This window comes from Methylomonas sp. ZR1 (assembly GCF_013141865.1).
Classification (GTDB): Bacteria; Pseudomonadota; Gammaproteobacteria; order Methylococcales; family Methylomonadaceae; genus Methylomonas.
This window is the reverse complement of record NZ_RCST01000001.1, coordinates 5,017,864-5,043,237: the sequence shown is the minus strand read 5'-3', so window position 1 is coordinate 5,043,237 and position 25,374 is coordinate 5,017,864. Positions and strand designations below refer to the sequence as shown.

Sequence of the window (25,374 nt, the reverse complement as noted above, 5' to 3'; positions counted from 1 at the left end):
GATTGGCCGGCTAAGTTTTTTCCAGTTCGACAAACATTTTCAGTAACTCGACAATCGGTTCGTCACTAGCCAACACCCGGACTATGTTGATCTGATTTTGCTGCTCATCTGCCAGATCAAGCAGGCGCTCTTGAAACAGCAATTGTTTCTGCGGATTGGTGATCACCTTCACTAACGGTTGCAAGGGTGATTGTGAGTTTTCCTGGACCACCACCGCCAATTCATCGGTCTGCAATTCGACGATGCAATTCACTGGGTAAGCAGAATCGCTTTCCTCGGCGCAGCAGGGCATCTCCGCAGCCACAGGGCTGGCGAAATCGATTATGTCGGTTTCAGCGGGCTTATCCACGTCGATACCTTTGCCGGTATCGATAGAAACGGTTTGGCAATACTCTTTTAAGGTATTAATTTGTTTATCAGATGAAATCAAAAATTTAGTTCTGAAAAAAGGGGTATCTAGCCACTTCCGATCGGTGCCGCAAACAAACATGCCTTTTCTGAGCTGGTTAATATTAATTTTTTTAACCATGTTGAAAAACAATATCCAAGGAAGATAATTTACAGAACTAAACCCTTAGCCAACTACCGCATATTCTTTCGTAAACTTGCCGTCTTGATAATACTTGGCTAAATCGACACCACAATCCTGCGGCCGTATCACCTGTTTGACACCATAGCGTTTACCGCTTGCATCGGCGATATTCAAGGACAAATCGAGTATCTTCTCTTCAATAAGGTTTTTATTGCCATCTTGAATCAGCAATATTTTTGGCTTAAGCCTATCGGCCTTATTTTGCTCGACTATTAAGCCGATTTCACCACTACTTAACTCCACTAAATTGCCCTGCGGATAAAATCCGATGCAATTGATAAATTGCGTCACATAATTAGCTTCAAATTGCTGTCCCATCCCTTTTACCAAAATTCCCAACGCCATAAGATGCGGCTTACCTCGCTGATACACTCGGTCACTGGTGATGGCATCGTAGGTATCGACAACCGCTACCAGCTTGGTAAATATCGATAGCGTGGTTTTGTTCAAACCTCTGGGATAACCGGTACCGGCCAAATGTTCGTGATGATCGTAGGCAACGTCAACAGCGCCGGGATAGACATTACGGGCCGACATTAACACGTTGCGTCCGTAGAGCGTGTGCTTACGCATGATGTCCATTTCATAGTCTTCTAAAGAGCCGGGTTTATTAAGGATTTCCAGCGGCACTTTCATTTTACCGACATCGTGCATCAAGCCGCAAAAACCCACTTTATTCAGATCTTCCATCGAGAAATTCAACTCCCGACCCAACAGAATAGACAATATGCAAACATTCATACTATGTTGCGCAGTATATTGATCCTGATCTTTAATTTGGGTCAGCAACAGCATCGTATCGGGGTTTTCCAATACCTTATCGACGCACTCGGAAACAGCTTGTTTAACCGCACTGACACTAAATTGATTCCCGAAACGAATATCGTCCATCACCGTTTTAATTAAATTACCGGTGCGTTGAAAAGTATTGGCGGTTTGGTTAAAAGATCGCGCAAAGCTCAGATGTTTACGCGCTTCGGTATTTCTGGTGGGAATCGCCCCGGAGAAGGACTTTTGGTATTTGACATCGATATAGACATAATCACAAATCGCCTGGATGGCTTGGATATCCGCATGACTTTCAATCACAATTCTATCCAATAAAAAAGGTGAATCCGCCGTCGGCGCTTCCAGACGGCTTACGCACATACCCACTCTCAGCTCATATACATGAATTCTGAGTATTCCATCCTCTTTATCTGCCATACCAATCCAATCGGGGATTTGTAGAAATCCAAAAATTTGAAAAATAGCCGCCAAAACGGCATCAAGGAAAATTGTGTCCGACAGGCCTCGGACGCCAGTTAGCCAGCATACCTAGTTCACCCGATCTTGTCCGAACAAAAAGCCCGCAAACCGGCGGCGGATCACAAATCCAATTGGCTTTTTAGTATAGGCGAAGCAGATTTTATCGTGGCCTAATATCTCGGATTTGAGTGACACGCCTACAACCGATTTGCCAATCGCTTTCGGTTCAAGTCACCGCCTTTGGCGCCTTCGATTATTGACCCGACATAACCTCAAACTGAAGCCCAGCCTTTATAGCCGTTGGCAAATTAAGAATTGCTTGATTTTTGTATTGGTTTAAACTGGCAGCTCGCCGATATTGACTGTTTAGGCACCAGAGCAGACCAGCCAGCGCGGATCTTGAGCTCTAAAGCCTGAAAATGGGCTATCAATTAAGTCTTGAGCAATCAAAATTCCCACTGAAGTTAGCAGTCAGTAGCGACAACAACAAAACCAGACAGTCGTTTAATCGCCCTTGACCGAAGCGGACGTGCACAGACTCGGTCCGGGCGTTAAAAATTTTCTCGACAGGGATCGCTGAGAAAATTTTCCGTAAAGCGGATTACAACAAAAACTATAACCTGCGGACTAAGCGCCAGGGAGAGAATCGTGATGTTTCCTTATCGCCATGATTTCCAGATCGTCGGAGACGACTTTTACCGTTCCCATCCAACGCCTTGGCCACGCCGTTTACGGCGCCGGACCTTATTTTTGCTGGTACTTCTGCCCTTGCTGCTGATTACCGAAACCTATGTCTTTCTCCAGCCGGCGGTTTTTGAAAGCCAAGCCTTGGTATTGACGACTGCGGCAACCGATATTGATCAAACGCATGCAGAGGCGGATCTGGAGCATGTCAACATTCAAAAGCAGGTCTTGCTCGGACAGCCGGTATTAGAAAAAACCGCCGAGACGCTAAAACAGCAGGATGGTATCGAGCATCCCAATATCAACCAGCTAAAAGAGCTGTTCCAGGTAAAACCGGTTGCGGACACCAATCTAGTGCAATTGGCGGCTGAAGGCAGTCATCCGCAATTCCTGCAAATGGCCTTAAATACCTGGATCAAAACCTACCAGCAAATTCGCGCGGAGTACATTGCCGAAATCACCGATAAAGCCAGTACCTCGATCAAATCGGAATTGACTCACCTGGAACAACAAGTGCGCGACAAACGCCAGGACATTGAATCGTTCCGCTTGCAGCATGACATCCTCTCCCTGGAGAGCACCGATAACGAGGCCCACGCCCGCTTACAAGGTTTAAATAATTCCTTGAACGCCGCCTTGGAAGAAGAAGCGAAAGCCAAGGCCAAACTGGACGCCATTCATGCCGCCGTCGCGGAAGGCAAAGCCGTGGTGCCGGAAGCCGATTCGCAAAGTCTGGCGGCGTTAACCCAGCAAGCCGAACGCCTGCGCGAACGCCTGGAAGCGCAAAGGAGCCAATACACCGACGAATACATCGAATTTCACCCCAGCTTGCGCAATTTAAAAACCCAATTGGCCGAGCTGGATGAAAAAATTGCCAGCAAAGAACAAGCTGGCTCGAGCTATGCCACGCAAGAGGCCGAAAACGCCTACGGTGCAGCGCACCGCACCGTATTGACCATTCAAAAGCAAATGGCCGAGCATAAACAAAAAGCCGCCGAATACACCAATCAATTCGCCAAACACAAAGCCATGCAGGAAGAACTGGTTAAGTTGGAAGAATTATTGCAACAAACCAAACAACGTCTAGTGGAAATCGACGTCAAACAACGGCAAAGCAATCCGCAACTGGACGTCGTGGATTGGGCCTCGCTGCCCGATAAGCCGGTGAAACCCGATTACGGCCGGGACGCCGGCATCGCCGGCGCGGCCAGCCTGGCAATCGCATTACTGGTGGTCTGGCTTAACGATTATTTGAACAAGGAGCCGACGCTGACCACGATAAATTCCGTCACCGAATTTCAAATCTACCAGCAAAGCGAGCCCAAGTTGGAGAACAATGCCGACAACCTCACGGTCGGGACGGAACGGCGTAACAGGCTGCGCCGCGCGGACGATCTGAAGCAATTACCGGACGAAACCACCGATTCATAGCTGCGGCTCGGCAACAATGCTAAAATCCGCCGCTCGATCAACTTCATTCAAACAGGAAACCCATGAGCCAAATTACCGTTGAACATAACCCCAGCGAAGAACGTTTAAAAGAGCTGGGCGTATCGAGCTGGCCGATCTGGGAAAAAGAAATTTCCAAATTCACCATCGATTTCGACGAAACCGAAACCGCTTATGTGTTGGAAGGCGAAATCATCGTCACTCCAGTGGGCGGCGAGCCGGTGCGGATTTTACCGGGCGACCTGGTGATGTTTCATGAAGGCCTGGACAGCCATTGGGAAGTGGTCAAGCCTTTGCGCAAACACTACCATTACGATTGATCGTCACGACAGCGGCAGACAATCCGAAAAAGGCATCTTCAAGATGCCTTTTTTAGTTGTGCCGGTAGACTCGGTTGGCCGGCATGACGCCGGCACCTAATTATTGATATTCGCATGGCTATGAACCAGGATCAGGATTATTCCGCATTAAAGCCGAGGTCGCGCTGGCACTGGGCGACCATTCTCCTATTAACTGTCGCGGCGGGCGGCTATTATTTGCACCACGCCGGCCAGCATCCGCAGGAAAATCAGGATGCGCGCGCCAATCCCAACGAAAACATCCCCATCAGCGTCGCAGTCGCCTCAAGCTGGCAAGGCGATTTGCCGATTTATCTGAACGGCCTGGGCACGGTCACCCCACTGCATACCGTGACAGTGCGCTCGCGCGTCGATGGCGAACTGATCCGGGTGGCGTTTAGCGAGGGCCAAGCGGTTAAACAAGGCGAACTGCTCGCCGAAATCGACCCCCGGCCTTATCAAGTGGCGGTGCAACAAGCCGAAGGCCAGTTGCTGCGCGACGAAGCGCTGCTGAAAAACGCCGAAATCGACCAAGCCCGCTACCAAACCTTGCTGGAGCAAGACTCCATCGCCGCCCAGCAAACCGCCACCCAAGCCGCGCTGGTCAAGCAATATCGCGGCAGCGTCGAAATCGACCGCGCCCAACTCGACAATGCCAAGCTGCAACTCAGTTATTCCCGCATCACCGCGCCGGTATCCGGCCGCATCGGTTTGCGGCTGGTGGATCAAGGCAACATGGTCCGCGCCAGCGACGTCAATGGCCTGGCGGTCATCACCCAAATTCAGCCGATCTCGGTGGTGTTCACGCTGCCGGAAGATGTGATACCCGAGGTGATGCGGCGCTGGCGTTCCGGCGAGACGCTGGTCATTGACGCCTACGACCGGGCCGGCCGGCAAAAACTAGCCAGCGGCAAGCTGCTGGCGGTGGACAACCAGATCGACGCCAGCACCGGCACACTGAAATTAAAAGCCCAATTTGATAACGAAGACCGCACCCTGTTCGCCAACCAGTTCGTCAATATCAAAATGCGTCTGGACACCTTGCATGCCGCCACCTTAGTCCCTAGCTCCGCCATTCAGCACGGGGCCAATGGCGCATTCGTGTACGTGGTGAAGGACGACAACACCATCAGCGTAAAGCGGATAAAAGCCGGACCGGCTGACGGCGAAACGGTCGCGATTCCGGAAGGTCTGGGCGTGAACGAAAAGCTGGTGATCGATGGCGCCGACAAACTGCGCGAAGGCAGCCAAGTCAAGGTAATCGATAAAACCCAACCCACCGCCTCCGGCAAAACCGCCAACTAAACATGGCCGCCGCGCAAAACCCGCTTCCCGGCTTTAACCCGTCGCGACACTTTATCCTGCGTCCGGTCGCCACGTCCTTGCTGATGCTGGCCCTGCTGCTGGCCGGGGTTTTGACTTACCGCTTATTGCCGATCTCAGCGCTGCCGCAAGTCGATTACCCGACCATTCAAGTCACCACGCTCTATCCCGGCGCCAGCCCGGAAGTCACGACCTCGGCGATTACCGCGCCGCTGGAGCGCCAGTTCGGGCAGATGCCCGGTCTGCGGCAGATGTCCTCGACCAGCTCCGGCGGCGCGTCCGTGGTGACGCTGCAATTCGATCTGGCCTTGGATCTGGACATTGCCGAACAAACCGTACAAGCCGCCATCAACGCCGCCGATAACTTCCTGCCCAAAGACCTGCCGCTGCCGCCGATTTACAACAAGGTCAACCCGGCGGACACGCCGATTTTGACCTTGGCGGTGACGTCATCCAGCCTGGCCTTGCCTAAAGTCCAGGATTTAGTCGACACCCGCCTGGCACAGAAAATCGCCCAATTGCCCGGCGTCGGCCTGGTCAGCATCAGCGGCGGCCAACGGCCGGCAGTCAGAATCCAGGCCAACCACCAAGCGCTGGCCGCCTATGGCCTAAGCCTGGAAGACCTGCGCAACGCCATCGCCGCCGCCAATGTCAACCAACCCAAAGGCATGTTCGACGGCCCGCAGCGCTCGGCCATCATCGACAATAACGACCAACTGCGCTCGGCCGCTGAGTATCGCGACTTGGTAGTGGCCTATCGCAACGGGGCGCCGGTACGACTATCCGCGGTCGCCGACGCGGTCGACGCCGCCGAAAACGTCAAATTGGCGGCCTGGGCCAACGACAAAGCCGCCGTCATCGTCAATATCCAACGCCAACCCGGCGCCAATGTCATCGAGGTGGTGGACCGCATCAACAAGTTGCTACCGCAACTGCGGGCGACCTTGCCGGCCGCGATTGAAGTACTGCCCTTGACCGACCGCACCGTCACCATCCGCGCCTCGGTGCACGATGTGCAGTTCGAGTTGCTGCTGGCCGTGGCGCTGGTGGTGATGGTGATTTTTCTGTTTCTGCGCAATCTGCCGGCTACCTTGATCCCGGCGGTCGCGGTACCGCTGTCGTTGGTCGGCACCTTTGCGGTGATGCACTTGGCCGGCTTTAGTATCAACAATCTGACCTTGATGGCGCTAACCATCGCCAGCGGCTTTGTGGTGGACGACGCCATCGTCGTCATCGAAAACATCTCCCGCTACCGGGAGCGCGGCGAATCGCCATTGCAGGCGGCCTTGAAAGGCTCGGAGCAAATCGGCTTCACCATCATCTCCTTGACCATCTCGTTGGTGGCGGTACTGATTCCGCTGCTGTTCATGGGCGACGTGGTGGGTCGTTTATTCCGCGAATTTGCCATCACCTTGGCGGTGGCGATACTGATCTCGGCGGTAGTGTCGCTGACTTTAACGCCGATGATGTGTGCAAGGCTGTTACGGGCCGGCGAAACAGGCCACGAACAACACAGCGGCTTGCTCGACAAAGTCATCGCTGCTTACGGCCGCAGCCTGGAGTGGGTACTCAAGCGCCAAGGCCTGACGCTACTGGTGGCTATCGCCACGCTGGCGTTGACCGTGTTGTTGTACGCGGCCATGCCCAAGGGCCTGTTCCCGATCCAGGACACCGGCCTGATTCAAGGCATTACCGAGGCGCCGCCCAGCATTTCCTTCGCGGCGATGGCCGAACGCCAGCAAGCCATGGCTCAACAGATCCTGGCCGATCCGGCCGTGGCCAGCCTGTCGTCGTTTATAGGCGTGGACGGCAGTAACCCGACCCTGAACAGTGGGCGCTTTTTAATCAACCTGAAACCGCAAGCCCAACGCGACAACGCCAGCAAAGTGATCGAACGCTTGCGGCCACGCCTAGCCGACGTGCCGGGCATCTCGGTTTATTTGCAACCGGTGCAGGACATGACCTTGGAAAACAAGGTCAGCCGAACCCAGTTTCAATTTACCTTGCAGACCGTGGATTTAACGGAACTCAACCGCTGGAGCCAACGCCTGGTCGAGCGCATGCGCGCCCTGCCTGGTATCGCCGATGCCGCCAGCGATGTGCAAGACCAGGGCCTGCAAGCTTACATCGAAATCGACCGCGCCAGCGCCAGCCGGCTGGGCGTCAGCACCGCCGACATCGATAACGCTTTATACAATGCCTACGGCCAGCGCTTGGTCTCGACCATTTTTACCCAGTCCAATCAGTACCGGGTAGTGCTGGAAGTAGACCCCGAGCAGCAGAGCGGCCCGGAAGGCTTGCAAGAACTGCGGATTCCTTCCAGCAATGGCAGCCAAGTGCCGCTGTCGGCCCTGGCCAGTATTTCCGAACGGCAGACCGCGCTGGCCATCAACCACCTGGATCAGTTTCCGTCCGCGACCATTTCCTTCAACCTGCCGGCGGGCGCCGCCTTGGGCGACGCCATTCAAGCCATCGAGCAGGCCAAGCAGGACATCGGTTTACCGTTAGCGGTGCAAAGCGATTATCAGGGCGCGGCCTTGGCATTTAACGCCTCGCTCAGCGGCACGCTGTGGTTGATCCTGGCCGCCATCGTTACGGTGTATATCGTGCTCGGCGTGCTCTACGAGAGCTATATTCATCCCATCACCATTCTGTCCACGCTGCCCTCGGCCGGGGTCGGCGCGCTGCTGGCCTTGCAGTTGTCCGGCAACGATTTGGGCATCATCGCGGTAATCGGCATCGTGCTGCTGATCGGCATCGTCAAAAAGAACGCGATCATGATGATAGACTTTGCGCTGGAAGCCGAGCGCAAGCAAGGCCTGCCGCCGCGCGAAGCGATTTTTCAGGCCTGCCTGCTGCGCTTTAGGCCGATTTTGATGACCACGCTGGCGGCTTTGCTGGGCGCGCTACCCTTGATGCTGGGTAGCGGCGTTGGCTCGGAATTACGTCATCCCTTGGGCATCAGCATGGTCGGCGGTTTATTGCTCAGCCAATTGCTGACCTTGTACACCACACCGGTGATTTACTTGAGCCTGGACCGGTTGGCCCGAAGGTTGCGCGGTGCGGCCGAATCGCCTTTAGCCGACAGCGACGACCGCCAGCCGTGAACATCTCGGTGCTGTTTATCCATCGCCCGGTTGCTACCACGCTGCTGACGCTCGGTGTGGCATTGGCCGGCATCATCGCCTTCCTGCAACTGCCGGTCGCGCCCTTGCCGCAAGTGGATTTTCCGACCATTTCGGTATCCGCCAACCTACCGGGAGCCAGTCCGGAAACCATGGCGGCCACCGTCGCCACCCCGCTGGAACGGGCGCTGGGCCGCATCGCCGGCATCAGCGAAATGACTTCGGCCAGTTCGCTGGGCTCGACCCGAATTACCTTGCAGTTTGATTTAAATCGCGACATCGACGGCGCGGCCCGCGACGTACACGCCGCGATCAACGCCGCCAGCAGTTTGCTGCCCAGCAATCTGCCCAACCGGCCCAATTACCGTAAAGTCAATCCGGCTGATTCGCCTATTCTGATTCTAGCGCTCACCTCCACCAGCCTCAGCCGCGGCCAAATGTACGACGCCGCGTCAACGATATTAGCGCAGAAAATCAGCCAGTTGCCCGGCATCGGCCAGGTCAATGTCGGCGGCAGTTCCCTGCCGGCTGTCCGGGTGGAACTGAATCCCGGCGCGTTAGCACAATACGGCATCGGCCTGGATCAGGTCGCCCAAGCCATCAACGCCAGCAATGCCAATCGCCCCAAAGGCGCGCTGGAGACTGGCGAGCGGCATTGGCAAATTCACGCCAACGACCAGGCCGAGCATGCTGCCGATTACCTGCCGCTGATCGTGGCTTACCGCAACGGCGCGCCGGTGCGCATCGCCGATCTGGGGACAGCGGTGGATTCCGTGGAAGATTTGCGCAGTACCGGCCTGAAGAACGGCCAGCCGGCGGTGTTGTTGATCATCAATAAACAACCCGGCGCCAATATCATCGACACGGTCGAACATGTCAAAGCCATGCTGCCGCAATTGCGCGCGCTGACGCCGGCGGCCATGGAATTATCGATAGTCTCGGACCGTTCGCAAACCATTCGCGCCTCGGTCGATGAAGTGGAACGCAGCTTATTGATCGCGGTGGTGCTGGTAATCCTGGTGGTATTGCTGTTTCTGCGCCGGCTGCGCTCCACGCTGATCCCGGTCGTCGCGGTGCCGGTATCGCTGATCGGTGCTTGCGCGGTGATGTATTTGTGCGATTACAGCCTGGACAATCTGTCCTTGATGGCTTTGACCATCGCCACCGGCTTTGTCGTGGATGACGCCATCGTGGTCTTGGAAAACACCAGCCGGCATATCGAAAACGGCGTGCCACCGTTCCAAGCCGCTTTACGTGGTGCCGGCGAAGTAGGCTTCACCGTGTTAGCGATGAGTTTGTCGCTGATCGCCGTCTTCACGCCGATATTATTGATGGGCGGCATCGTCGGCCGGCTGTTTCGGGAATTTGCGGTGACCTTGTCGGCGGCGGTTTTGGTGTCGCTGGTGGTATCGTTAACCGTCACGCCGATGCTGTGTGCGCGCTGGCTGGAACCGGCGGAAAATCATACGCCCGGCCAGCTGTCGGCTTGGCTGGAAGCCCAATTCCAGCGCCTGCAAAATGGCTATCGCCGCAGTTTGAGTTGGGCGCTGCACCATCCCAAACTGATGCTGGCGGTATTGCTGGCTTGTATCGGCTTGAACGTGTACTTGTACATCATGGTCCCGAAAGGGTTTTTCCCGGTGCAGGACAACGGCCGGCTCAGCGGCACCATCCAGGCCGATCAAAGCATTTCCTTCCAAGCCATGCAAAGCAAACTGCATGATTTTGTCGATATTTTGCGGCAAGATCCGGCAGTGACCAATGTGGTGGGCTTTGCCGGCGGCATGCAAAACACCAATTCCGGTTTGATGTTTGCGGTACTCAAGCCGCCCGAGCAGCGTGACGCGCCGATGGCTGAAATCAGCCGGCGCATGCGGGAAAAACTGGCCGACGAGCCCGGCGCCAGCCTGTTTTTACAGCCGGTGCAGGATTTGCGCATCGGTGGCCGCGGCTCGGCGGCGCTGTACGAGTTTGCCTTGCAATCCGAAGACTTGAACCTGCTACGCGAATGGACGCCCAAGATCGTCGCGGCGCTGCGCAAGCGGCCGGAACTGACCGATGTCAACACCAATCAGCAAGACAAGGGCCGGCAAATATCGCTGGTAGTCGATAGAGACAAAGCCGCCAGTTTGGGCGTCAGTCAGGCGGCTATCGATACCGCCTTGAACAACGCCTTTGGCCAACGCCAGGTGTCGGTGATCTATAAACCGTTGAACCAATACCGGGTGGTGCTGGAGCTGGCACCGGAATACTGGCAAAACCCGCGAACGCTGCAACAGCTTTACGTCAGCACCAACACCGGCACCCAAGTACCGCTGGCGACGCTAGCCAGTTTCCAGACCAGCAACGCGCCGCTGACCGTCAATCATCAAGGCCAGTTCGCCGCCGCCACCGTGTCCTTTAATCTGATGCCCGGCACCTCGCTGTCCACCGCCACCCAATTCATTGAACAAACCCTGCGCGACCTCGGCACGCCGGCGACGGTGCGCGGCAGTTTTCAGGGATCGGCCAAGGCTTTTCAGGAGTCGCTGCGCAACCAACCCTGGCTGATCGCCGCGGCGTTGCTGAGTATTTACATCGTGCTGGGCATGCTCTATGAAAGCTATATCCATCCACTGACGATCTTGTCCACCCTGCCCTCGGCCGGGGTCGGCGCCTTGCTGGCCTTGCTGGCTTGCGATACCGAGTTCAGCATCATCGCCTTGATCGGCGTGATTTTGCTGATCGGCATTGTGAAGAAAAACGCGATCATGATGATCGACTTTGCCTTGGACGCCGAACGCCACAAAGGGCTGAGCGCCGAGGAAGCCATCTTTCAAGCCTGCTTGCTGCGCTTTAGGCCGATCATGATGACCACGCTGGCGGCGATGTTGGGCGCGTTACCTTTGGCTTTGGGATCAGGTTACGGCGCTGAGTTGCGCCAGCCCTTGGGGATTTCCATCGTCGGCGGTTTGATTTTCAGTCAATTGCTGACCTTGTACACCACGCCGGTGGTGTATCTGTATCTGGATGGTGTCAGTGCCTGGGGTCGCCGCTGGTTTAACTGGCACTAATCGCCGGCAGTTCTGCGCCACGCTTGGCAGCATCGGCCTGCAACAAACTTAAAAATTCGTCGCTAGGCACGGGCCGGCTGAATAAATAGCCTTGAAATAAGCCACAGTGATGTTGTTTCAATATCTCAAGCTGCGCTGCGGTTTCGACGCCCTCGGCGATGGTTTCCATACCCAAGCCGTCGGCAAGTGCCAGAATGGCGCGGACGATAGCCGCGCTACTGTCGTCGCTTTCCAGCTGCCGGACAAACGATTGATCGATCTTCAGCACATCCAGCGGCAATTCTTTTAGATAGGACAGCGAGGAAAAACCGGTCCCGAAGTCGTCCATGGACAGGGTAAGCCCTAGCGCTTTCAGATGATGCATGCGTTCGACGCAAGCCTTGATATTGCCGATAGCCACCGATTCGGTGAGTTCCAATTCGATAAATTTTGGATCGGTGCCGGTTTTGCTCAACACCGCCGCGATTTTCTCGACCAATTCCGGGTGCTTAAAATCGACCGCGGAAAGATTCACGGAAATCCGTAGAGGCCCCAGGCCTTGGGCATGGCACGTATTCACCCACAAACAGGTTTGCTCCAAGACCCAATCGCTGATCTCCACGATTAAACTGGTTTGCTCGGCCAAGGGAATGAATTTGGCCGGCGAAATCATGCCGAGTTCGGTGTGCCGCCAGCGGATCAAGGCTTCGGCGCCGACGATGCGGCCATCCCAATCCACCTTGGGCTGGTAGAACACCAATAGCTCGTTTCTGCCGATCGCGCCGCGTAGTTCTTGTTCCAGCTTGATATTTTCCAATGCCGCGGCATTCAATTCCGGCGAGTAAAACCGGAAATTGGCGCGCCCCTCGCTCTTGGCGTGGTACATGGCGGCATCGGCATTCTTTAACAAATCAGGCACGTTGTCGGCATCGTCGGGAAACAATGCAATCCCGATACTGGTCGTCACGGTCATGGGCAATCCGGCCACCGTCACGGGTTGCTTCAGCGCAGCCAGAACTTTCTCGGCAACCGCGCTGACGAAGGCCGCCGGGTTATGCTGAGTATGCAATTCACCGATCACGATGACGAACTCGTCACCGCCCAGTCTGACAACCAGATCGGTCGCTCTGACGCAATTCAGAAAAATCCGCGCTGCTTGCCGCAGCAATTCGTCGCCGGCCGCGTGTCCCAGCGAGTCGTTGACGTTTTTGAAGCGATCCAAGTCCATAAAAAACACGGCAAGTTGCGCGTCATCGCGCCGGGCCCGCGCGATTTCCTGCCCCAGCCGGTCATGCAGTACCAAGCGGTTGGGCAAGCCGGTCAAGGAATCGTAATGGGCGTGCTGGTATAGCTTCTCTTCCCAGGCGGCATTGGACAGCGCGACCGCGATGCGATCGCCGAAGTTGATGGCGGCGTTGCGCGATTCCGGTGGAATCCGTTTCGGTGCTTGATAACCCAAGCAAATCAGCGAAGCCAGTGCGCCGTTAACATGAACGGGAACCAGCAAATAGCGCCAAGCACCGGACACGCCGAGCACCTGCAAATACTCGGACATCCGCTCGTCGTCGTTAGCAATCTCCAGGGCGCCATTGTGCATAGCGCGCAAATCCGCTACATCCTGTTGGTTCAGAATCACCGGCTCGGCTAATTTTTCGGCATCGTGCCCGCTGCGCCGAACCCGAATCTCGTCGGCGATACCGGTATCGGGATTGACGGCGGCGATGGAAATCAAATCGCAAAACAATATGCTGGGCAAGCGATTCAACGCCGTGTCGATAATGTCTTCGGCATTTAAGGCGGAGAGAATATTGCGGTCGATTTCCGCCATGGTGGCGAGAATATCGAACTGGCTACGCAGGCGGCGCGTCATTTCGTTGAACGAATCCGCCAACTCTTCAAATTCGTCATGGCTATCAATATCTACTCGACATTCCAGATTGCCGTCGGAAACCCGTTGGGTGCCTATTTTTAAGCGTTCGAGCGGCGTTAAATATTTAGCAATCAACCTGCTGCTCAAATACACGACAATCAGCGCGGCCAACAGGATCACCGGCGGATAAATCACGCTAAATTGCCGAATTGCCGCAAACGCCAACGATTCAGGCAGGCTTTGCACGACGATCAGGTCCGGACCGAAAAATAGCGTGGCGACCGGCAGCTTCCAATACGCGCCGAGGTAGGCTTCGCCGTCCCTTTGCCACGAGAAGCGGCCGCTATTGGCTTGCGCGACTTGCGCCCTAAGCTCCGGGGACGGATCGAAATCTTGCTCCAGCGCGAACAATATCTGTAGCGAGTCGGCAGCCATCACCCACAGCAGATTGTTGGGATCGATAGTTTCGGAATTCCATAACAAGTCGGGTTTCAATTCGGCCATCAGGATGCCGGCTTTCGGTGAGTTTTCGACCAGATTGATAGCCATCCACAAGCGATTGTCTTCAAGCCGCTGACCACTCACCGGTTTAATCAACGTTTTCCCGATCTCAATCTGCGCTTGCTCTTCCGGCGTCAGCGTCGGTATTGCCTTGTTGTTTTGGGATAACGTGGCGGGTTGACCATCGGCCCGCAGTACTGCCAACCCGGTGAACTGGCCTTGCAGCCATTGTTCGCCGGCCAGCGCCACAGGTTTATCGTCCTTGTTGGATTTATGAATTTTCAAGGCAGCCAGCCGCAGAGAATTTTCGGCAAACAACAAGCGGCTGACCAGTCCGTAGGCGTACTCTTTACAGCCTCTCTGCAATGCCTTGGCAGTCTGCGCTTGCAACTGCTGCTTCACTTGCTGGAATGACAGGACGCCCAATATAGCGATTGGGATCAACGCGGCCAACACGAAAGAAAACAGAATGCGGCGGGCAACCTTGCTATGGCTAAAAGACAGCTTGCGCTCCATTGCTAAGGGGTTCTCTCAGAAATCCGCCGCCAAACCGACGAAACCGCCATCTCGGGCCAGGATAATATCGTCCAGACTGTCCTTCTGGCTGATCTGTTTCTTGGTGACGCCATTCTTACCCAAGCTATACAAATCGTATTTGGTGTTGATGGGGTTAAGCGCATGATCTTTTCGGACTGAGCCCATGGTCCCTGGCCCCCCCTCTATGATATTGAGATAGACATAGTCTCTACCCCAGGGGTCCTTGCCGTTGTTGGGCAGAGCAGAGGTAATGTCGCTAAGTGCATTCGGGTAGTGAAATTCGCGGGTGTAATACCGTTCGATTTCTGTCTGTATGGCTAGCAGATAGCTAATAGCCAGATCGTTCTTACTTTTATCGATATAACCGTTGTAGGCAGGTATCGCTATGGCCGTCAACACCGCCATGATAGCGACCGCCAACAGCATCTCCATCAGCGTAAATCCTTGCCCTCCCCTGTTTTTTCTGTACATTTGATTCCAAAACGCCTCGAGAAATTTGCAGCCCTGGCTTGGCAAAGCTGAGCAAAAGCATACGGACGATAATCCCACGCACAAACCCTTTCGTGACCGTCGCCAGACTGCTTATTCTAGCAGAGTTGCTCTAAACGTCCGGTTTCGCCGGGGTAGCCTAGCGTTTTTCGTTCGCAAAGCCCTTTTGCAAAACGCCTTGTTGATAATATTTTTTGATGTCTATGTTGTAATCCTGGGCTTTGACAATGCCTTTGATAGTCAACACCTTGCCGTGTTCATCCAACAGCATATCCGCTAGATTGACGATTCTTTCCTGAATCCGCTGTTTCTTGGCATCGAGCAACAGGATGACTTTCGGCCGCAGCTTCTGCAATTCATTCACCTCCACCACAATGGCGATGTAACCGTTGGTCATCATGACAATGCTGCCGGGTGGATAAACCCCCAGACATTCTATAAATTTGATCACCAAACGCTCATCCAGCTGAGAGCCGGCCATATTGGCCAGGATATTGGTCGCTTCCAGATGCGTCCGGCCTTTCTGATACACCCGGTCGCTGGTGATGGCATCGTACATATCCACGATGGTGACGATTCTGGTGAAGAGCGAAATCCCTCTTTCGCCGATACGCCGGGGATAACCTTTGCCGTCCAATGTTTCGTGGTGAGAATAGGCCGTGTCTATCGCCCCTGGATACATTTGATCGCTGGACTTGAGCAGTTCGTAGCCCAGAGCGGCATGCGAGCGCATAATCGCCAGCTCCTCAGGTTCCAACTTGCCGGGCTTATTCAGAATATCCAAAGGCACCAACATTTTGCCCATGTCGTGCATCATCCCGCACAAGCCGACATTGTTGAGGTTGGCTACGGAAAAATTCAGGTAGCGGCCCAACACAATGGCTAAGGCGCAAACGTTCAAGCTATGTTGTGCGGTATATTTGTCTTTGTTCTTTAGCTGGTTCAGCCACAAAAAAGCATCCGGCGAATGCAAAATACTGTTCACGCATTGCGCGACCGCTTCTTTGGCGGCTTGAGTGTCTATCCCTTCACCATTGGCGATGCGCTCCATAAAGTTGGATACCAACTGACCCACTTCTTTATGAACGTGTTCGGCGCGCGCGAATTCTTTCTCAAAAACGCTTAATTTTGGCGGTGGCGGCGCGCCAAAATCGATATTGCTTTCGCTTAGCAAACTGTCCTGCGTGGTTTTAGCCTGGACCGGGCGCTTTCTTTTCCGGGTGGCGTCGATGTAGACGTACTGGCAGACATCTTTTACCGCGCGGATATCCGCTTCGGTTTCAAGTTCAAATCCTTGAAATAAGAACGGGCTCTCCAGCCAAGGCCGATCCAATTCGATGACATACATGCCGACGGTCAACTGGCTAACCGGCGTGTAGATGCGCTGATTGACATCGAAGGAATCATCCTTCTTCGCCTGACTTTTCAGCTTGCGGCGGAAAGGCCACCAATTCTTAAAGAACATACAAAGACAATATCATTATTAAATTCGAGAAACACCGCATGAGTAACTAAAAAATGTGGCTGCAAACCCCACATACAGGTCCCGTGATAAAACCGGATATACGCCTGCTTATGCCCGCGACCCAAGATTGGCATCAATTATAGAGTGTGTAGGCGATTATTCACCGAAGTCGTCCGGGCAAAGCGGCAAACTCCCGTTATCGGCAAGCCAAATCAAGACACAGCGTGATCGCTAAAGGACCGGGGCCAAAATCCGCGGCGAATACGCACCTAGCCCCCGCTTCAAATAAAAACCCCGCGATTTATGTTGGTTAGATAACAGGCCTTACAAAGAATGTTGCTAATCCGACCATCGAAAAAGCTAGAAATATTATTTTTAATACTTTATTTTCAATGACTTAAAACACATCAAAACTTTGGCACGGCCATTGCACTTATCAGGTTGTTATTAACAACACCTACTCAAGAGGAGAAGATCATGGCGAAATTACGTCAATGTGCTATTTACGGTAAAGGTGGTATCGGTAAATCTACCACCACGCAAAACCTGGTTGCTGGCTTGGCAGAGCTTGGCAAAAAAGTAATGATCGTCGGTTGCGACCCTAAAGCCGATTCTACTCGTTTGATCCTGCATGCGAAAGCGCAAAACTCTATCATGCAAATGGCAGCTGATGCCGGTAGCGTAGAAGATTTGGAACTGGAAGACGTATTGAAAGTGGGTTACCGCGACGTTAAATGCGTTGAATCAGGCGGTCCAGAGCCAGGTGTAGGTTGCGCCGGCCGTGGTGTTATCACCGCGATCAACTTCTTGGAAGAAGAAGGTGCTTATACCGACGACCTCGACTTCGTATTCTACGATGTATTGGGTGACGTTGTTTGCGGTGGTTTCGCGATGCCAATTCGTGAAAACAAAGCCCAAGAAATTTACATCGTATGCTCAGGCGAGATGATGGCTATGTATGCTGCCAACAACATCGCTAAAGGTATCGTGAAATACGCTAACTCAGGCGGCGTGCGTTTGGCCGGTTTGATCTGCAACAGCCGTAACACCGCTCGCGAAGATGAACTGATCATGCAATTGGCTGCCAGAATGGGCACACACATGATTCACTTCGTACCACGTGACAACGTTGTCCAACGTGCCGAAATCCGTCGTATGACAGTAATCGAGTACGAACCAACCGCGAAACAAGCACAAGAGTATCGCGACTTGGCGCAAAAAATCATCAACAACACCAACTTGGTGATCCCAACTCCAATCACTATGGACGAGTTGGAAGACTTGTTGATGGAATTCGGCGTTATGGAAGAAGTTGACGAAAGCGTTGTCGGTGTAACCGCAGCAGCCGAAGCTTAATCAGTATGTAGGTTGGGCCGGCTGTTAGCCTGTCCAACCTGCTTTCGCATAGTTCCTAACAAGTCTGTGGGGGATTACCCAGGACTACCAGGAGGATTTCATCATGGCAGCCATGACAAGAGAAGAGACCGAAGCGCTTATTCAAGAAGTGCTGGAAGTCTATCCCGAAAAAGCTAAAGCTGATCGCGCCAAACATTTGGCCATCAACGATCAAAGCTTGGAAAAATCAAACAAATGTATCACTTCCAACCGTAAATCCCTGCCCGGCGTGATGACCATTCGTGGTTGCGCCTACGCGGGTTCCAAAGGGGTGGTTTGGGGTCCTATTAAGGACATGATCCATATTTCACACGGCCCGGTTGGCTGTGGTCAATATTCCCGTGCCGGTCGCCGTAACTACTATGTAGGTACTACAGGCGTCAACACCTTCGGTACCATGAACTTTACTTCGGATTTTACCGAGAAAGACATCGTATTCGGCGGCGATAAAAAACTGGCCAAATGTATCGACGAAATCGAAACTTTATTCCCGCTCAACAAAGGTATCTCCATTCAATCCGAGTGCCCAATCGGTTTGATCGGTGACGACATCGAAGCGGTTTCTAAAGTTAAAAACAAAGAATACGGCAAAACCATCGTCCCAGTACGTTGCGAGGGTTTCCGCGGCGTATCCCAATCCCTGGGTCACCACATCGCTAACGACGCGATCCGCGACTGGGTCTTGGAAAATCGCGATGGCGACGACAGCTTCCCCACCACACCTTACGACGTAGCCGTGATCGGCGACTACAACATCGGTGGTGACGCTTGGGCATCTCGGACTCTGTTGGAAGAAATGGGGCTGCGCGTAGTCGCTCAATGGTCTGGCGACGGTACCATTGCCGAGATCGAAAAAACCCCAAAAGTAAAACTGAACTTGATTCACTGCTACCGTTCGATGAACTACATCGCGCGCCACATGGAAGAAAAGTACAACATCCCTTGGATCGAGTACAACTTCTTTGGCCCGACTAAAATCGCCGAGTCTTTGCGCAGAATCGCCGCTCACTTCGATGACACTATCAAAGAAGGTGCTGAGCGCGTCATCGAACGCTACAAAGCCGAATACGACGCCGTCATCGCTAAATACAAACCACGCCTGGAAGGCAAACGGGTGATGTTGTACATCGGCGGTCTGCGTCCTCGCCACGTGATCGGTGCCTACGAAGATTTGGGCATGGAAGTGGTGGGTACCGGTTACGAGTTCGGTCATAACGACGACTACGACCGCACCATTAAAGAAATGGGCAACGCGACCTTGTTGTATGACGACGTCACCGGCTACGAATTCGAAGAGTTCGTGAAAAAAGTCCAACCTGATCTGGTCGGCTCCGGCATCAAGGAAAAATACATTTTCCAAAAAATGGGTGTGCCTTTCCGCCAAATGCACTCCTGGGATTACTCAGGTCCTTACCACGGCTATGACGGTTTTGCCATCTTCGCCCGCGATATGGACATGACCATCAACAATCCTTGCTGGAAAAGCTTCAAAGCACCTTGGAAAACCGAGGCTACCGAGAGCGAGCCAGTCAAAGCGGTTGCGTAATCCGTAGGGTGGGCATTCGCTCACTTTAATTCCTGGGAAGGTGGGCGTTTCGCCCGCCCGACCAGGTACTAAATATCGGTCGGGATTAAAGTCCCGGCAAAATCCAATCAACGCCAGACCACAGATTAGTGGCGCGTTAGGAGATTATCATGAGCCAAAACGTCGACAACATTCAACCCAGCTATCCTTTATTCAGAACTGACGAATACAAAGAAAACCTGGCTAACAAACGTGCGCAATACGAAGAACGTCATCCGCAAGACACCATTGATGAAGTGTTCCAATGGACGACTACCAAGGAATATCAAGAACTGAACTTCCAACGTGAAGCGATCACGGTTAACCCTGCTAAAGCTTGCCAGCCTTTGGGCGCGGTACTTTGCGCACTGGGTTTTGAAAAAACCATGCCTTATGTGCACGGTTCACAAGGCTGCGTGGCTTATTTCCGTACTTACTTCAACCGTCATTTCAAAGAGCCAATCTCTTGCGTATCTGACTCGATGACAGAAGACGCAGCGGTATTTGGCGGTCAGAAAAACATGTTTGCTGGTTTGGAAAACGCGAAAGCCCTGTACAAACCCACCATGATCGCAGTATCGACCACCTGTATGGCGGAAGTGATCGGCGACGACTTAAATGCGTTCATCAACAATGCCAAAAAAGAAGGCCACGTTGATCAAGACTACCCTGTGCCATTTGCGCATACACCTAGCTTCGTCGGTAGCCACACCACAGGTTGGGACAACATGTTCGAAGGCATTGCCCGCTACTTCACGCTGAACTACATGGAAGGCAAAGAAGTTGGCTCAAACGGCAAAATCAACTTGGTACCTGGCTTTGAAACCTATTTGGGCAACTTCCGCGTCATTCACCGGATGTTGAACGAGATGGGCGTCGACCACACTTTGTTGAGCGATCCTACCGAAGTACTGGATACACCTGCTGACGGCCACTTCAACATGTATGCCGGCGGCACCACCATCGACGAAGTCAAAGATGCGCCTAACGCGATCACTACCGTGTTGCTGCAACCTTGGCAGTTGGAAAAAACCAAAAAATTCGTTGAAACTAGCTGGAAACACGACGCGCCGAAATTGAACATCCCGATGGGCTTGGAATGGACCGACCAGTTCCTGATGAAAATCTCCGAACTGACCGGCAAACCGATTCCAAAATCGCTGGAAGTGGAACGCGGCCGTTATGTGGACATGATGACCGACTCGCACGCTTGGTTACACGGCAAAAAATTTGCCCTGTACGGCGACGCAGACTTTGCTTTGGGTATGACCAAATTCCTGCTGGAAATGGGCGCCGAGGTAACAGACGTGTTAGTCAACCACGCCAACAAACGCTACAAAAAAGCGGTTGAAGAAGTGTTGAAAGCCTCGCCTTACGGCCAGGAAGCGACGGTACATATCGGCAAAGATTTGTGGCACTTCCGTTCATTGATGTTCACCAACAAACCGGACTTCATGATCGGTAACTCCTACGGCAAATTTATCCAACGTGACACCTTCTACAAAGGCGAAGAGTTCGAAGTACCGTTGATCCGTATCGGCTTCCCCATCTTCGATCGTCACCACTTGCACCGTATGACCACATTGGGCTACGAAGGCGGCATGTACATGTTGACCACCATCGTTAACGCCTTGTTGGAGCAGTTGGACAAAGAAACCAAAGGTATGGGAACCACTGACTACAACTACGACTTGATTCGTTAAGCGTAGGGTGGGCACCGCCACGGTGCCCACCAGTCAATCATATCGTGTCGGGTTACAGCGCAGGCTTAACCCGACCTACACTTGTCTGGAGAATCCCAATGCCTAGCGTCATGCTCAGGAAACGCGAAGACGGCAAATTGCTGTTCTACATCGCTAAAAAAGACCTTGAAGAAACCATCGAATCCTTAGAATTTGACAGCGCCGATAAATGGGGCGGTGAAGTGGTTTTGGGTGACGGATCCAAATATTACTTTGATCCGCTGTCACCTCCGCCTAAAATCCCAACAACTTTGCAAGCTAAACGATTATCGGAGGAATAAAGCCATGTCTCTGTATATTGTTGCCGAAGAATGCATCTCCTGCGGCGATTGCCTGCCGGTGTGCCCTACCGACTCCATCAAGGAAGGGGCAATTGTTTTTGAAATCAACAAAAAAACTTGCACGGAATGCAATGGCGATTACGACGAACCGCAATGCGTCAAGGTTTGCCCAATCGACAACTGCATTCTGCCTTTAGTGGCTTGACGCCATGAGCCAGTCTACCTTAACCCGGGAACTGGCACTGCGCATCGGGCTGGCGGCTCGCGCCCTGCCCGATACCCCTCCCAAACTGTTTATCTCCGTGCTGCGTGCCTGTATAGGCACAGCATTAAACGACAAAAACCTGGCCGAACTCGGCAAAGCCCAGTTCCAACAAGCCTTGAACAATTTCGGCATTGTCGCCAACGCCGACAGTATCCGTGAATCGTTGCGCATTCTGCAAAACAGCGAGGAACCCGCGCCGATAGCCGATCCCTGCCAGACAATTGCATCCGCCAGCTCGATCCGAATTGCCATCGGCAGCGACGATCCGCAGTTAATCAGCGGGCATTTTGGCTCGTGCCGGCAGTTTTTGATTTATCAGATTGCCGCGGACGACGCCCGGCTCGTCGATGTGCGCAGCATCGATAGCGACGCGCAACGGCAGCATGACGACAAGAATGTGTATCGCGCAGAACTGATCGCCGATTGCCGAGTGTTGTATATTGCTTCTATCGGCGGCCCGGCGGCGGCAAAACTTATCAAATACGGCATTCATCCGGTTAAAGCCGACCAGGGCGAAGCCATCACTCAAATTATCAAACAACTGCAAATCGTTTTAGCGCATGCCCCGCCGCCGTGGCTGGCTAAATCGATGGGCATCCAGCCCGTGCAGCGCGTTTGTTTCGAACAGGAATCCTAGCGATGATTAGTCCAGAGCAACTGCAAACCATAGCCGAGAAAATTAACGGCCAAGCCTTGAACGAAACCGTCGTCAGTGGACTGCGCGGCGAATACCCCGGCGTCCATTTCACCTATTGCATGGACGACGACCTGCCCAACAATGAACCGTTATTGGAAGGTGCGGGATTCAATCTGTACTTGGTCGATGGCCGCGAACATTGCTTACGCATTACCGATAATTACGAAAATGCCTCGGGCATTGTGATCGCCGAAGTTATTCCCGAATAAGACGATAATATGGCGGAACAAGACAGCCCTGTTACTCTGCCCGTCGCCGATTGCAGCCTCTGCCCGTTCCGGGGGAAAACCCTGCTGATGGGCCGGTGCATGCCCGGCGATACCTGCGTGTTCATCAATAGCGGCCGACAAATCGACCGTTTCTTTCGGGTCAATCCGGCCTACGCCACGCTTTATTTGCAAGACCCGTTCTGGGAACGCCGGGCCATCGCCGTGCGCTACGCACCGCTAAAAGCCTTGTCGGCGCTGATCACCGACGAAGACGAAGTGGTGCGCCGCGCTGTCGCGTTTCGTCTGCCGGCCCAGCAGCTACAAGCCCTGATCGACGACCCGGACCGCGAAGTACGCATGACGGTCGCGGACCGTATCGATCCGGAACACCTGGAGTTGCTGGCTGACGACCCCGACTATATCGTGCGCTTGATGGTCGCCAAACGCCTACCACCGGGCCGCTTGTTTCGTTTCATCAAAGACGAAGACTTACAAGTACGCAAGCGCGTTGCCGAACGGCTGCCGGAAGTCAGCCTGGGGCTGATGGCTAACGACCGTTCGCCGGACGTACGGCGCATCGTCGCGGAACGCATGGCGCCGGAAGACGCAGCCATGCTGTTAAACGACGAAGATTGGGTTGTGCGCTACACAGCGGCACTAAAGGTCGATCCCGCGCAACTCGCCGCTCTCGCCGACGATCCGGAACCGGATGTCCGCGAACTGGTAAGGCAACGCTTACATTCAAACTCCACACCTGAAGCCGATCATGACTGAATCAAGACTCAATCTTGCCGGACAAGACATTACCGATTGCTGTAAAAAAATCATCCCCGGCCAAACCGACGATTTGCTGCTCAGCAAACTACAGGCGCTGATTCCCGACCACCCCATCCGCCTGGCTTTGACCGGTGATGAATGGTACCGGCTGGGCGGCGTGGTGGATATGGACGGCAAACGCATCGCCAACGATTTAATCGAATGGGTGGAACGCACCTATCTGGAATGCGGGCAAAACCTGCAAACCCTGATCGATTACACGCTGGAACAAAAACTGATCGCCACCAAACAGACCGGCAAAACCCTGTATTTTGTGGTACAGACCGGCACCAAAGCCGAAGATTTTACGCTGATCGAAATTGACAAGACTCACGAAGTCTCTGATCGAATGCTTGTCGACGAAAACAATCCACCCGACGATCTGGAAGAATTCATCGACCCGCTGCAACCCTTTTGCATCGAGAGCTTCGGCTTTGGGCATTCAAGGTACACCTACCGCCGCAAGACCGATGTCAAGCTGTTCATGGAAGTGATTAACGAGCGACACCCCGGCGAACACCCGGTACAACGCTTCATGGAAGACTGGAACCGCAGCAGCGCCGGGCAAAAATACAGTATGTCGGAAGACTGGATCATCCGCCCCTACCGGCACACCGGCCGCTTCGGCGAACAAATCGTCAACGTGGAAATCGTCAACACCCACAAAAACAACCTGCCGCATCTGGAAGACTTTGCCGGCAAGAAAGGCAGTGCGTTAAGTAATGTATTGAATCGGTTTGACCGGCAAGCCGGTTATCCGTTTGCCTGGTTTTTTTATATGGTCAAAGGCAAGTTGGTATCCACTCATAGCGCTGACGCAGTCTACAAGGATATTTCCGGGGATTTTGCTTATTTGCCGGAGCGGGATGAGGCGGTGTTGAGGGATTGGATTTCTACGCCGTATAACGTTTGATTTTTTTGTGTCGCTAACGCGACGGATTAATTTAATGTCGGGTCTCGGCCCGACAGCCGAGATACTTTCTTTTGCTTGGCCAAAAGAAAGTATCCAAAGAAAAAGCCACCCGAATGCCGCTTGTTTCCTGCGCTCCTCACTTTTGAACGGGGTCGCCGAAAGGGGCTTCCTGCCCCTTCGGCAACGCGATGCATCCATGCATCGCCCCTGCGGGCTGATCCGTTCAAAAGCTCCGGTGCTCGGCGCGGCATACGGGGAAAACCACCCCAAAATTGAAAAGTAACAGCAAAAATATCGGTAGGCAGGTGTTTTCTCGCCTATCGTTTTACAAAATAAGGCGCTTTCGTTTTATTTAAAGTTATGGACGCGATAAATGAACCTTTTAATCGCTATTTAATTTATGCAGATAACCCAACTTAATTTTAATGGAGTTATTTTTTACGAATCTATTTATTTTTCTTCCCTATACAGTAATATCCATAATACCGTACCGGTAACGATAGCAAGAAAAACTGAGAGCATACTGCCTACCTTTGAAAGCCAAGGAAACGCCGCATGTACCGTACGCCATTCAACAAAAGGCATCTTACTGACTTGTCTTCCGTTTTGGCAGAAATATTCAATTCCCCCCATTTCTACTCTCCAACCTTCGTCACAGAACGGAGACAGTGGTAGTACTTCCAAAAAAGGAACTTCTTGAGTTGTAATGTAACCGCTGAAAGGGTTATGAAGAGCAATCAAAACGAGAGCAGCAGTCACCGCAACAAAAAACCCATTTTTTTGCTTCAGGCTTTTAGGTAGTAGCTGGTTCAAAATTACCAATGAAAACTCCCAAACTA

Annotated in this window: 21 protein-coding genes; 15 read left to right on the top strand and 6 right to left on the bottom strand. The window is 53.3% G+C overall.

The annotated features are described in order from the left end of the window. Window positions 1-10: 10 nt before the first annotated feature. Together DDY07_RS23110 and DDY07_RS23105 are read right to left on the bottom strand one after the other, a co-directional pair. Window positions 11-529, bottom strand: coding sequence for a DUF3391 domain-containing protein (locus tag DDY07_RS23110; protein ID WP_171697604.1), 519 nt, complete (start codon window positions 527-529; stop codon window positions 11-13). Window positions 530-574: 45 nt separating this feature from the next. Then, window positions 575-1,798 (bottom strand): HD-GYP domain-containing protein, encoded by a 1,224-nt coding sequence (locus DDY07_RS23105; protein WP_171697603.1) that lies wholly within the window; start codon window positions 1,796-1,798, stop codon window positions 575-577. Between the two features lie 690 nt (window positions 1,799-2,488). Here DDY07_RS23105 and DDY07_RS23100 point away from each other — a divergent pair. From DDY07_RS23100 to DDY07_RS23080, 5 genes are all read left to right on the top strand, one after another. Then, a complete protein-coding gene (locus tag DDY07_RS23100) occupies window positions 2,489-3,955 on the top strand; it encodes a hypothetical protein (RefSeq protein ID WP_171697602.1) in 1,467 nt (488 codons plus the stop codon). 62 nt (window positions 3,956-4,017) lie between these two features. After that, a complete protein-coding gene (locus tag DDY07_RS23095; RefSeq protein WP_033159054.1) occupies window positions 4,018-4,293 on the top strand; it encodes a cupin domain-containing protein in 276 nt (91 codons plus the stop codon). Between the two features lie 120 nt (window positions 4,294-4,413). Then, window positions 4,414-5,616 carry an MdtA/MuxA family multidrug efflux RND transporter periplasmic adaptor subunit gene (locus DDY07_RS23090; protein ID WP_171697877.1) on the top strand — a complete coding sequence of 401 codons (1,203 nt, stop codon included), beginning with the start codon at window positions 4,414-4,416 and terminating at the stop codon, window positions 5,614-5,616. A 2-nt stretch (window positions 5,617-5,618) separates the two neighbouring features. Next, a complete protein-coding gene (locus tag DDY07_RS23085) occupies window positions 5,619-8,741 on the top strand; it encodes an MdtB/MuxB family multidrug efflux RND transporter permease subunit (RefSeq protein ID WP_171697601.1) in 3,123 nt (1,040 codons plus the stop codon). Continuing rightward, window positions 8,738-11,812 carry a multidrug efflux RND transporter permease subunit gene (locus tag DDY07_RS23080; RefSeq protein WP_171697600.1) on the top strand — a complete coding sequence of 1,025 codons (3,075 nt, stop codon included), beginning with the start codon at window positions 8,738-8,740 and terminating at the stop codon, window positions 11,810-11,812. Before DDY07_RS23085 ends, DDY07_RS23080 begins: the two co-directional genes overlap by 4 nt. On the opposite strand, the gene DDY07_RS23075 is transcribed toward DDY07_RS23080, so the two are convergent. The 3 genes from DDY07_RS23075 to DDY07_RS23065 all read right to left on the bottom strand — a co-directional run bounded on the left by DDY07_RS23075 (window position 11,799) and on the right by DDY07_RS23065 (window position 16,653). Next, window positions 11,799-14,678 carry an EAL domain-containing protein gene (locus DDY07_RS23075; RefSeq protein ID WP_171697599.1) on the bottom strand — a complete coding sequence of 960 codons (2,880 nt, stop codon included), beginning with the start codon at window positions 14,676-14,678 and terminating at the stop codon, window positions 11,799-11,801. The two genes, DDY07_RS23080 and DDY07_RS23075, sit on opposite strands and share 14 nt — an antisense overlap. Window positions 14,679-14,693: 15 nt before the next feature. After that, window positions 14,694-15,170 (bottom strand): type IV pilin protein, encoded by a 477-nt coding sequence (locus DDY07_RS23070; RefSeq protein ID WP_033159058.1) that lies wholly within the window; start codon window positions 15,168-15,170, stop codon window positions 14,694-14,696. A 157-nt stretch (window positions 15,171-15,327) separates the two neighbouring features. Continuing rightward, window positions 15,328-16,653, bottom strand: coding sequence for an HD-GYP domain-containing protein (locus DDY07_RS23065; protein WP_171697598.1), 1,326 nt, complete (start codon window positions 16,651-16,653; stop codon window positions 15,328-15,330). Window positions 16,654-17,130: 477 nt separating this feature from the next. Between DDY07_RS23065 and nifH the strand changes: the two genes are divergently transcribed. The 10 genes from nifH (at window position 17,131) to DDY07_RS23015 (ending at window position 24,818) form a co-directional block, all read left to right on the top strand. Next, on the top strand, window positions 17,131-18,009 hold the full coding sequence (nifH, locus tag DDY07_RS23060) for a nitrogenase iron protein (RefSeq protein WP_033159060.1): 879 nt from the start codon (window positions 17,131-17,133) through the stop codon (window positions 18,007-18,009). A 103-nt stretch (window positions 18,010-18,112) separates the two neighbouring features. Then, complete coding sequence (gene nifD, locus DDY07_RS23055) at window positions 18,113-19,594, top strand: nitrogenase molybdenum-iron protein alpha chain (RefSeq protein ID WP_171697597.1); 1,482 nt, start codon at window positions 18,113-18,115, stop codon at window positions 19,592-19,594. A gap of 149 nt (window positions 19,595-19,743) precedes the next feature. Further along, the gene (nifK, locus tag DDY07_RS23050) at window positions 19,744-21,315 is read left to right on the top strand and encodes a nitrogenase molybdenum-iron protein subunit beta (protein ID WP_171697596.1); all 1,572 of its coding nucleotides are present in this window, start codon (window positions 19,744-19,746) and stop codon (window positions 21,313-21,315) included. A gap of 98 nt (window positions 21,316-21,413) precedes the next feature. Next, entirely contained in the window at window positions 21,414-21,635 is a 222-nt protein-coding gene (nifT, locus tag DDY07_RS23045) for a putative nitrogen fixation protein NifT (RefSeq protein ID WP_020483288.1), read from the top strand. A 4-nt stretch (window positions 21,636-21,639) separates the two neighbouring features. Next, the gene (locus tag DDY07_RS23040; RefSeq protein ID WP_020483289.1) at window positions 21,640-21,840 is read left to right on the top strand and encodes a 4Fe-4S binding protein; all 201 of its coding nucleotides are present in this window, start codon (window positions 21,640-21,642) and stop codon (window positions 21,838-21,840) included. Between the two features lie 4 nt (window positions 21,841-21,844). Then, a complete protein-coding gene (gene nifX / locus DDY07_RS23035; protein ID WP_033159064.1) occupies window positions 21,845-22,537 on the top strand; it encodes a nitrogen fixation protein NifX in 693 nt (230 codons plus the stop codon). Window positions 22,538-22,539: 2 nt separating this feature from the next. Further along, window positions 22,540-22,806: a DUF6129 family protein gene (locus DDY07_RS23030; RefSeq protein WP_026603355.1), complete on the top strand. Its 267-nt coding sequence runs from the start codon at window positions 22,540-22,542 to the stop codon at window positions 22,804-22,806. A 9-nt stretch (window positions 22,807-22,815) separates the two neighbouring features. Beyond that, entirely contained in the window at window positions 22,816-23,580 is a 765-nt protein-coding gene (locus tag DDY07_RS23025; RefSeq protein WP_171697595.1) for a 4Fe4S-binding leucine-rich repeat protein, read from the top strand. Next, on the top strand, window positions 23,573-24,535 hold the full coding sequence (locus DDY07_RS23020) for a hypothetical protein (protein ID WP_171697594.1): 963 nt from the start codon (window positions 23,573-23,575) through the stop codon (window positions 24,533-24,535). Before DDY07_RS23025 ends, DDY07_RS23020 begins: the two co-directional genes overlap by 8 nt. A gap of 34 nt (window positions 24,536-24,569) precedes the next feature. Beyond that, window positions 24,570-24,818 (top strand): hypothetical protein, encoded by a 249-nt coding sequence (locus DDY07_RS23015; protein WP_171697593.1) that lies wholly within the window; start codon window positions 24,570-24,572, stop codon window positions 24,816-24,818. A gap of 167 nt (window positions 24,819-24,985) precedes the next feature. Here DDY07_RS23015 and DDY07_RS23010 read toward each other — a convergent pair whose 3' ends face one another. After that, window positions 24,986-25,357: a hypothetical protein gene (locus DDY07_RS23010; protein WP_171697592.1), complete on the bottom strand. Its 372-nt coding sequence runs from the start codon at window positions 25,355-25,357 to the stop codon at window positions 24,986-24,988. Between the last annotated feature and the right edge of the window lie 17 nt (window positions 25,358-25,374).